Source organism: Elusimicrobiota bacterium (genome assembly GCA_041660185.1).
Taxonomy (GTDB): Bacteria; Elusimicrobiota; Elusimicrobia; order 2-01-FULL-59-12; family 2-01-FULL-59-12; genus JBAZWU01.
In genome coordinates, this window is sequence record JBAZWU010000009.1 from 60,469 (window position 1) to 70,190 (window position 9,722).

At 54.6% G+C, this 9,722-nt stretch carries 10 protein-coding genes; all 10 read left to right on the top strand.

Annotated features, from left to right (window positions below; translation table 11 throughout):
• The first annotated feature begins 7 nt into the window (after positions 1-7).
• Positions 8-1,654 carry a response regulator gene (locus tag WC859_08115; GenBank protein MFA5976109.1) on the top strand — a complete coding sequence of 549 codons (1,647 nt, stop codon included), beginning with the start codon at positions 8-10 and terminating at the stop codon, positions 1,652-1,654.
• A complete protein-coding gene (locus WC859_08120; GenBank protein ID MFA5976110.1) occupies positions 1,647-2,030 on the top strand; it encodes a response regulator in 384 nt (127 codons plus the stop codon). The genes WC859_08115 and WC859_08120 overlap by 8 nt, the downstream gene beginning before the upstream one ends.
• Positions 2,023-3,204 (top strand): ATP-binding protein, encoded by a 1,182-nt coding sequence (locus WC859_08125; GenBank protein ID MFA5976111.1) that lies wholly within the window; start codon positions 2,023-2,025, stop codon positions 3,202-3,204. The genes WC859_08120 and WC859_08125 overlap by 8 nt, the downstream gene beginning before the upstream one ends.
• 9 nt (positions 3,205-3,213) lie before the next feature.
• Positions 3,214-4,365, top strand: coding sequence for a HEAT repeat domain-containing protein (locus tag WC859_08130; GenBank protein ID MFA5976112.1), 1,152 nt, complete (start codon positions 3,214-3,216; stop codon positions 4,363-4,365).
• A gap of 5 nt (positions 4,366-4,370) precedes the next feature.
• Complete coding sequence (locus WC859_08135; protein ID MFA5976113.1) at positions 4,371-5,564, top strand: HEAT repeat domain-containing protein; 1,194 nt, start codon at positions 4,371-4,373, stop codon at positions 5,562-5,564.
• Between the two features lie 126 nt (positions 5,565-5,690).
• Entirely contained in the window at positions 5,691-6,125 is a 435-nt protein-coding gene (gene rplM / locus WC859_08140; protein MFA5976114.1) for a 50S ribosomal protein L13, read from the top strand.
• A gap of 7 nt (positions 6,126-6,132) precedes the next feature.
• Positions 6,133-6,540, top strand: coding sequence for a 30S ribosomal protein S9 (gene rpsI / locus WC859_08145; protein MFA5976115.1), 408 nt, complete (start codon positions 6,133-6,135; stop codon positions 6,538-6,540).
• Between the two features lie 178 nt (positions 6,541-6,718).
• The gene (locus WC859_08150; GenBank protein MFA5976116.1) at positions 6,719-7,039 is read left to right on the top strand and encodes an HU family DNA-binding protein; all 321 of its coding nucleotides are present in this window, start codon (positions 6,719-6,721) and stop codon (positions 7,037-7,039) included.
• 146 nt (positions 7,040-7,185) lie between these two features.
• Entirely contained in the window at positions 7,186-8,415 is a 1,230-nt protein-coding gene (locus WC859_08155; protein MFA5976117.1) for an LL-diaminopimelate aminotransferase, read from the top strand.
• On the top strand, positions 8,412-9,722 hold the full coding sequence (locus WC859_08160; GenBank protein ID MFA5976118.1) for a homoserine dehydrogenase: 1,311 nt from the start codon (positions 8,412-8,414) through the stop codon (positions 9,720-9,722). Before WC859_08155 ends, WC859_08160 begins: the two co-directional genes overlap by 4 nt.

Below are 9,722 nucleotides of genomic sequence, written 5' to 3' on the forward strand. Positions count from 1 at the left end.
AGCGTTTATGGAAAGTGTTGAGACCGTCCATCGGGAAGAAGAAAAAAAGGGAACAGCTAATCGGATTCTCGTTGTCGATGACGAAGTCGGCATCCGGGATTTTCTCTCGAATGAGCTTTTGCTTCAGGGATACCAGGTCGACACCGCCGCCGATGGCGCGGAAGCGCTTTCCAAAATTCACCCCGGGGCATTTCAGGTCGTTATTTGTGACATCAATATGCCGCGAATGAGCGGAATTGATTTTCTCGCCAAAGCGCGTCGGTGCGACCCGGACCTGGAAGTCATTATGGCCACGGGGTACGCCACGATTGAATCGGCCGTGGAGACCATGAAACGCGGCGCCTACGACTTTGTTCAGAAGCCTTTTAACATTAATGAATTGCTGGCCATCATTGAAAAATGTCTGGAAAAAAGTGAGCTCAAGGCGTTGATGGCTGTTTATGAAGCCAGTCGATCCGTTTTTCAATCGGTGGAACTGGCGAGCCTGTTGCCGCATATTGCGGATCTTTCCAAACAGTTGCTGCGGGCCGATGACGTCTCCATCCTGTTGATGGATTCGAAAGGGCATCTGTCGGTCGCGGCGGCGGCAGGTCTTGAAAATGAAGCCCGGCGATCCGCTCGCCTCGCGCTGGGAGCGCGAATAGCCGGGAAGGTGGCGGAGTCTCGCGAACCAGTTCTCTTCGTGGCATCCTTAAAAAATGATTCTCGTTTTACGGATTCCGCAGAGTCGAAGGATATCCAGTCGTCGATCGTCTATCCCCTGATTCTCCAGGAGGAACTGCTCGGAGTGCTGAATGTGAATCGGACCCGCCAGAGCGACCCCTTTACCCCGATGGACCTGCGAATGGTGACCATTTTCAGTTCGCAAATTGCCCAGGCGGTTCATAATGCCCATCTCTATGAGCGGCTGGCAGCGAAAGTGACGGAGTTAGAAACCGCCAAAAAACAGTTGGAAGAAGCTCAGATGCAATTAATCCAATCTGAAAAACTTGCCGGAATAGGTCAATTGGCGGCTGGCGTGGCGCACGAGTTGAATAACCCTCTCAGCGGTGTTCTCGGATTTTCCCAACTATTGCTCGATGATCCTAAGCTGACGGCTCAGCAACGCAAAGACGTGGAAACCATCCATGCCCAGTCTCAGCGATGCCGGGTGATTATTCAGAACCTGCTGCAATTCAGCCGGCGCAAAGAACCGAGGAAAGAAGCCATCAATCTGATCCCGCTGATTCAGGCGACGCTGGACCTCGTGAAATATGATTTCTCAACGTCGGGCATTGAAATCATCCAAAAATTCCCGGATTCCCTGCCGCTGGTTTTTGGCGACAGCCATCAGCTCCAGCAGGTGTTTTTGAACATTATTACGAATGCCCGGCAAGCGATGGAGGGAAGCCTTCGCGGACAGTTATCGATCGAAGCGAAAACAGACGCCAAAGAGGTGATGATTGAATTTATCGATACGGGAGACGGGATCCCTCCAGAGCTTATGGGAAAGATTTTTGACCCCTTCTTTACGACGAAAGCGCCCGGAAAAGGAACCGGGCTCGGGTTGTCGATCTGTTACGGCATAATCCAGCAGCATCATGGAGAGTTAAAGGTGAAGAGTGCGGTCCATGCGGGGACGACATTTACCCTGCAGTTCCCGGTTTATGAATAAAACTCCCTGCCGCATCATGGTTGTTGAGGATGAGCAAGTGATTCTCGATCTCCTCAGGCGGGTCTTGACCCCTCCCACTTTTCATCTCGTGACAGCCAACACGGTTCAGCAGGGGCTTCAACTGCTTGAGCAGGGTTCTTTTGAGCTTCTGATGACGGATTTGCGTCTGCCGGATGGAAGCGGAGTGGAGGTTATCCGTGCGTTCCGGGGCCAATTCGCGTCCGTGCCGATCGTCATCATTACGGGGTCCCTGACGCCCGAAGAGCGTCTCAGCCAGGTGACGGAATGCGGGATTTTTAGCTGTATCGAAAAGCCCTTTGACGTGTTAGTGCTCCGCCAGGCCGTTGAGCAGGCCATCGGGGGCGTGCATGCGTGAATCTCGGACGATGATTTTAGTGGTCGATGATGAAGCCTCCGTCCGCGAAGTCTGCCAGCGGACGCTGGCGGGGATGGAATGTGTCGTTGAGACCGCGGAAGGGGCCGAACCGGCCTTAGCGAAGATGCGGGACCATCCATTTGATTTGGTGTTGACCGATCTGACCATGCCCGGACCCCTGAACGGGGAGAAACTGCTGGAGGAGATCAAGTGCCTTTACCCGTCGACCGATGTCATCATCATGACGGCTTTCCCGGCGCTGGATACGGCGATTCCTACGTTAAAAAAGGGAGCTTACGATTACCTGATTAAACCGTTCGATCAGTCCTTTTTGAAAGCCTCGGTCGGCCGCTGGCAGGAAAAACGGCAATTGTCGGACGATCTCAGCTACGAAAAGACACTCCGGCAGGACCTGGAGGCGGCCTATCGCCAGCTGCAGGAAATGGAGCAGATCAAAGAGGCTTTCCTGGCCCGAGTGAACCACGAGCTGCGGATGCCGCTCGTGCCGGCGTTTATGGCGTTGGATATTCTGAAGGGCCGGATGACCGACGAGCACAGCCAGTCCCTCTGCAGCCTGCTGGACCAGCGTCTGACCCGTCTGCAGGATGTGATCGAGCAGCTTCTCCTCTTTGCGGACGTCCGCCAGCCGTCGTTTCAGGGATCCCGGAGGATACTGGACCTTCCGAACCTGTTGCGACAGACCGTGGAAAAGTACCGCCTGAGCTGGCAGGAACGATCCCTGACCGTTCATCTCGAGGCAGAACCCAGCAGCCGGTGTGTCTGGGGAGATGAGGGGCTGGTCAGCACGGCGTTTAAGCACCTGTTTTTGAACGCGATCAAGTTCAGCAAGGAAAAAGGTCGCATTTCACTGGTCGGAAAGGTTCTCCCCGAGGGATATGAGATTCGAGTCTCTGATGACGGGGAAGGAATCCCCGCCGACAAAATGAACAAGATCTTTGACGGTTTTTACCAGGTTGCGTATTACATGACCCGACAGGCGGAAGGACTGGGGTTGGGATTGGCCATTGTCCAGCGTGTGATGAATCTCCACGGGGCCACGATCAGTGTGACCAGCGCGGCGGATCAGGGAACGACGTTTACGCTTCGGTTCCCATTTTTTGAGCATCCCCCGACGGCGAATGAGCTGATCGCTCCCCCCGCTGCTCCTTCCTGAGGGGTTGCCATGGGAATCCAGGGTTTGGCCGGATTCGTCATCGGGGTGATGGTGGGAACGCCGGTCAGCGCGTTGGCCTTGAATCAAACCGAAATCATCCAGACGCATATCCATCGGTTGGGTCGCGATTATGCCAGGGTTTATCAGCAAGAGGCCGCTTCCGCGCTGGTTCAAATAGGTCCTGCCGCCGTCCCCTTCCTGATTCAAGCGCTCAGCACTCCGGATACTCCCCGCCGGATCCACGTCATTGAAGTTCTGGGAGATCTGAAAGATCCAAAAGCCATGGATTTTCTGCTTCGTGAATTTGAAAACACCTCCTCCAAGGAAATCCAGTGCAAAATTGTTGAGGCGCTGGGTAAATTGCGGGCGCCCCTCCTGTATGATTTTTTTGCAAGCCGGGTGGAGGATCCGGACGCCGGCCTACGCTGCTTCGCGATCTGGTCGTTGGGTGAGCTGCGTCTTCAAAAAGCCGTTCCACTGTTATTAGAGGTCCTGCGCACCGAAGACGGCTATCCGCTGATCACGGCGATTGACGCGTTGGGGAAGACGGGGCTTCCGGAACAATCGACGCTTCTTTTGGAATATTTGAAGTATGAAAATATCCAGACCCGCTTTGTCACCGCCAAAGCATTGGGGGAAATCGGCGATGCGCGCGTGGTCCCGGCGCTCCTTCATGCGATGGTGAAAGAGCCCGATCCAGAAGTGCAGGAAGCGCTGGCTCAGACGCTGGGTAAAATCGGCGGGGACGCCGCCCTTTCAAAACTGGTGCAGCTGATCAAGGAAAAATCCTCCCCAACCCTGCAGCATCTGGCGGAGACCGGGCTGGAATCCGCGGGCCTGCAAGCGGCTTTCTATTTGATGCCGTTTTTGAAGGGGGACGATTTTCGCCTGCGTTTGAGCGCGGCCAAAATTCTGGGCGCCATCCGGGCTCCTGGAGCGATTCCTTATCTGGTGCAGATGGCCGAGGAGAAGAATCCAACCGCTCGCGTGGTCGCCATTACCGCGTTAGGCGGTTGCGGAGACATATCCGTCATGGCGTTGCTGACCCATATGGCGCGTTCCGATGAGATGGTCATTCGAGAAGCGGCGGCCGAGGCGATGAAAAAGATAGCGGCACGCAACGAGCAGTTGTATCAAGAGACCCGAAAGAGGAGCGGATAGAGCCGATGACGATCCGAAAATCCATCGTCGGAATAGGTCTTTTGATCCTCTGTGCGGGAGCGTGGGGCGCGTATTTAGTGGCTCGACAGGCTTTCTTGAATGACTTTAACGCAGGGGTTCAAGGTTATATGGCCGGCGACCTGGTCCTTGCGCGAAAGAAGCTGAACGAGGCCTTGTCCCGACGTCCGAAAAGCCTGCCGGTGAAGGAGTTGCTGGTGAAAGTTCTTCTGGAGAAAAGTTTGCAACACCGTCGAGCCGGTCATACGACGCAGGCTGAACACGCGCTAGACGAAGCCATGCGCCTGGCTCCCGCCAACGGGGAGGTCCAGGAGGCCCTGAGGATTCTGCGGATCCAATTGGCGCGTCCTGCGGTTAATCTGCCCCGCACAACGGATGAATTCTTAAAAACGCTCTCGATGGGGACCCGACATTCAGCCCCGGAGAGAGAATTCCCGCTATGGATGGAGGCACACCGGCAGCAGGAGCAGGTCGATCGGCGAGATTTTATAGGAGCGCTCTCGCAAAGCCAGGACCAATGGCAGGCGGTTCTCGAAAAACAGCAAACCCAGTTCAGCCGGATCCTTTACGGAAGTATCGCTTTCTTTGCTCTGGTGGCGTGTCTCCTGGTCTTGTTGATGGTGAAACTGTTATCCCTTCTGGTCGGGCGTCGGGGGTTGTTCGCTCAGGTCGCGGCGATTCAGGAGCAGTTGTCACTTCTCCATCCGGCGACACAGTGTCTGTCGGGTTCAGGGTCCCGTGCGGCGCTGAGCGAGTCTGTCGCGACCTTTCGCCGGCTCGATGCGGTTGAGGCAGAGCTGGTCCATACCTCAGACGTTGAAACAGCTCATCGTCTTCTCAAGCCGTATATCGAGGGAGAGGATCTATGGGCCAGGGCGCGTGCCGCCAAAACCTTGTATCGCCTGGATGCGCAAGCGTCTCTCGACGTGATGAAGGCTCTCTTAAACGATACCAACCCCGAAGCCTGGCTGTCGGCGATCTGGGGACTGGGGGAGTTGTCGACCCGGGAAGCGGTAGAGGTTTTAATCCCGCTGATCTGGCATCCGTATCAGCCACTCCAGCAGGCGGTCATTCGTTGCCTCATCCAGATTGAAAATCGTAAAAAGGCCGAGCCCGACGTCACCGCAAAAATACAAACCGTACTGGCTGAAGTCCGCGCAAAAACCAACTGGGTTATTTAGTCTTTTGAAAAATTTGACCTGTCAGGGAAGTATCCACTATAATGTCCGCTCTACCATTAGCACGATCAGCTGAATGCTGATCGTTTTGCTAATGGCCATCGCAACATTAAAGAACAGGCGGCGAAGGTGAGTTCTACATTTTTCCCGAAAAAAGACAGACAAACCCACCAATGGCATCTGGTGGATGCCAAGGGCCAGGTGCTTGGCCGGCTGGCGACCCGTGTGGCCGGACTGCTTCGCGGTAAGGGCAAACCCACGTTCACTCCTTATTTGGATGAAGGGGACGGGGTCATCGTTTTTAATGCTTCAAAGGTCCGTCTCACCGGAAACAAGATTGAACAGAAAGTCGCTTACAGCCACTCGCTGTACCCCGGGGGGCTGAAACTCGTGCCGTATACACGTCTGATGAAGGAGAATCCAGAGAGAGTCATCGTTCGGGCTGTCAGCGGCATGTTGTCGAAGAGCAAATTGCGTGACCGCATGCTGACGCGTCTGAAAGTTTATGCGGGGGCTGAACACCCGCATGCCTCCCAGCAACCTCAATTGCTGACACTCTCTTAAACTATCTATGGTCGTTGCCAATCAACAATTTCCTATTTGGGCCACTGGTCGTCGAAAAAATTCAACAGCCCGGGTCCGTTTAACTCCGGGAAGTGGTCGTTTCTCCATTAATGACCGGTCCGTTGAAAATTATTTTGGCGGGCATCATCGGTCCAAATGGGTTGCCATGAAACCGTTTGAAGTCGCTAAGGTCGGTTCCCAATACGATATCTGGGTGGATGTCGTGGGTGGGGGAGTTACAGGCCAGGCCGGAGCGGTCTCTCATGGGTTGGCGCGCGCTTTTTCGCAATTAGAAAATCCTCTCCGGATCTCCATGCGTAAAGAAGGTTTATTGACGAGAGATTCCCGAATGGTTGAACGAAAAAAGCCGGGTCGACCGAAGGCTCGCAAGCGCTTCCAATACTCGAAGCGTTAAAAACACTCTAAAAATAAGATCGTTATTAATAAAAACGGTCGCCAGATGTCTGGCGACCGTTTTTATTGTTCGCTGAAATATGTATTGACTTCATTAATTTAATCTGTTAGAAATCGACCAAGCTAGTGTACGTAAAATCGCGCTGTTTTTGATGAGGTCGTTCAAGAGGAGTCGATAAATGAACAAAGTCCAGTTGATCCAGCGAGTGGCCAAAGAAGCCCGCGTTAAAAAATCGCAAGCTTCCCGTTCCGTCAAAGCGCTGGTGAAAACCATCCGCGAAGCCCTGCGAGTGGGTGATAAGGTATCACTCTCCGGGCTTGGGACGTTTAAGGTGAAATCCCGCAAGGCGCGCAAGGGTCGGAACCCGAAAACAGGGGAAACGATCCAGATTCCTGTGGGCCGCAAAGTTTCTTTTAAGCCGAGTTTTTCATTGAAGAAGCTTGTGCGTCTAACGCCGCCTCTGGCGGCTACCACGCCACCCCCGCCAACCGTCCCATAAGAGCTGGATCGCCGCGTTTTTTGTTGTGCGATCCAGCTGTTTGGGAGGAAGAACACCTTCCTCTATTAGCACAGCCACACCCCTAGGCCATTCTCGACGGTCATCATGTCGTTGTTGAATATTTTTTGATACGATAGATGCTGATTATGACCGAATTTTCTGATCGATTAAACAAGCTGCCCCCCTATCTTTTTACGCGCATCAATGCGCTGAAAAAAGAGGCCTACGCCAAAAAGTTGGATGTGATTGATCTGGGGATGGGCAATCCGGATCATCCGACTCCGGATCCGGTGGTCCAGCGGCTCTGCGATACCGTTAAAAATCATCCCAGTACGCACCGCTATCCCCAGGCCAAAGGGATGCCGAAGTTCCGCAAAACAGTGGCGTCCTGGATGAAGCGCCGTTTTAATGTGGATTTGGATTCTGAAAAAGAAGTGGTAGCTTTGATTGGTTCAAAAGAGGGAATCGCTCACCTGGCCATGGCGGTTCTGAATCCCGGGGAAGTCGTTTTGGTCGGAGCCCCGTCGTATCCGGCCCATTTCAATGGCGTGATTCTGGCCGGCGGAGAAGTCTATTCCATTCCGCTGAATCCTCAGAATAATTTCCTGCCGGAGCTGTATAAAATCCCGGAGGCCGTTGCCCGCAAGAGCAAACTGGTATTTCTGAACTATCCGAACAACCCGACGGCCGCAGTGGTTCCGGATAAAGCGATTTTTAAGGAATGGGTCCAGTTCGCCAAGAAATACGATCTGATCATCTGCCATGACAACGCTTATTCGGAATTAACCTTTGACGGTTATGTCGCTCCCAGTTTCCTGGAAGTCGAAGGCGCCAAAGAGGTGGGGGTGGAAGTCCATTCTTTCTCGAAAACGTATAACATGGCCGGCTGGCGTATCGGCTGGATGTGCGGGAACCCCCGTGTCGTGGCTGCGGTGGAGAAGTTTAAATCGTTCCTGGATTATGGGTCTCCCACCTTTGTTCAGCTGTCGGCTGTGGCCGCGTTGGATCATTGGCCGGAGATTGTGACGCCGACGGTGCAGGCGTATCAACGGCGGCGGGATCATCTGGTCGATGGGATGGCCAAGCTGGGATGGGGGGTGCCCAAGCCCAAAGCGACCATGTATGTCTGGGCTCCGCTTCCGGAACCGTTCAAATCCATGGGTTCAATGGCTTTCGCGGAAAAACTTCTGCAAGAGACGGGAGTTGTGGTGACCCCGGGTGTTGGTTTTGGAGAAAGCGGCGAGGGATATATCCGGATGGCGCTCGTCACACACGATAACCGTTTTCATGATGTGCTGCTGCGTTTCAAGAAATTGCTGGCCTCGGCTTCTGCGGAAAATCTGTCAGGGGAGAAAGCCTCCGGGAGGCCCGCATGAATCGGCCCGTTCGTCTCGGCCTGGTGGGTTTGGGAACGGTGGGCGGCGGGGTCGTTCAGTTGCTCCGCAAAAATCGCGCCCTGATTGAAACCAAGGTCGGCGCGCCCATTGAACTGGCGGTGGTCTGCGATAAGGTTGTGACGCCCGCTCAATTCAAAAAGCTGGGGACCCGGGCGGTTTTTACGCGCAATGCCGATGAGGTCATCCTCAATCCGGATGTCGACATTTTTATTGAGTTGATCGGCGGGTACGAACCCGCGCGGACCTTTGTGCTGAAGGCGCTTCAGGCCGGCAAGCATGTGGTGACCGCGAACAAGGCGCTTTTAGCCAAGTATTGGGGGGAAGTCTTTCGCTCGGCGCGCGACCATCAACGCCTGGTCTATTTTGAGGCGTCGGTCGGCGGGGGGATTCCCGTTATTCAGGCGCTGAATGAGGGTCTTGCCGGAAACCGGATTTCCAAGATTACCGGTATTTTGAACGGGACCACCAATTATGTTCTTACGCGCATGAGCCAGGCCGGTCTCGACTATCCCACCGCGGTCAAGGAGGCCCAGAAAGCCGGTTTTGCCGAAGCGGATCCGACGTTCGATGTGGAAGGCATTGATGCAGCTCATAAGATCGCCATTCTGGCGTCCATCGCCAGCGGCACCTGGGTCCGTCTGGCCGATGTGGTCACGGAAGGCATCACGCACATCGATTCCCGCGACATGGCGTTTGTGCGGCGGGAGTTCGGTTACGTCATCAAGCTGTTGGGCATCACCCGCCTGACGGAAAAAACAGTAGAGGTGCGCGTTCATCCGGCGTTGATCCCGGAGACCCATCCGTTTGCCAACGTCCAGAACGAGTATAACGCGATCGCCATTGAAGGCGATGCGGTCGGCGATGTCATCCTTTATGGAAAAGGCGCCGGCCGGATGGCTGCCGCCTCAGCCGTTGTGTCGGATATCACGTACCTCGCGCGGCAGGTGGCGGCCCGGACCGCCGGCAAGCTTCCCTACATTTCCGGCGATCATCTCAAACATTTGACAGCCGTTCCAAAAGCGGAGATGAAATCGCGCTTTTATTTGCGATTTACAGTCGCGGACCGGCCGGGAGTTCTGGCCGGTGTTTCCGGCATCCTCAGCAAGGTCGGTGTTTCGATCGCCGGCGTCTATCAACCGGAGCACGGATTTACCGATACCAAGGGCGTTCCCATCATGATCCTGACCCATTTGACCACGGAGGGAGCGATGGAAAAGGCGCTCAAAGAGATTGGACGCCAGCGCTACATCCGTGCGAAAACCATTCTGCTTCGAGTCGAAGAGTAA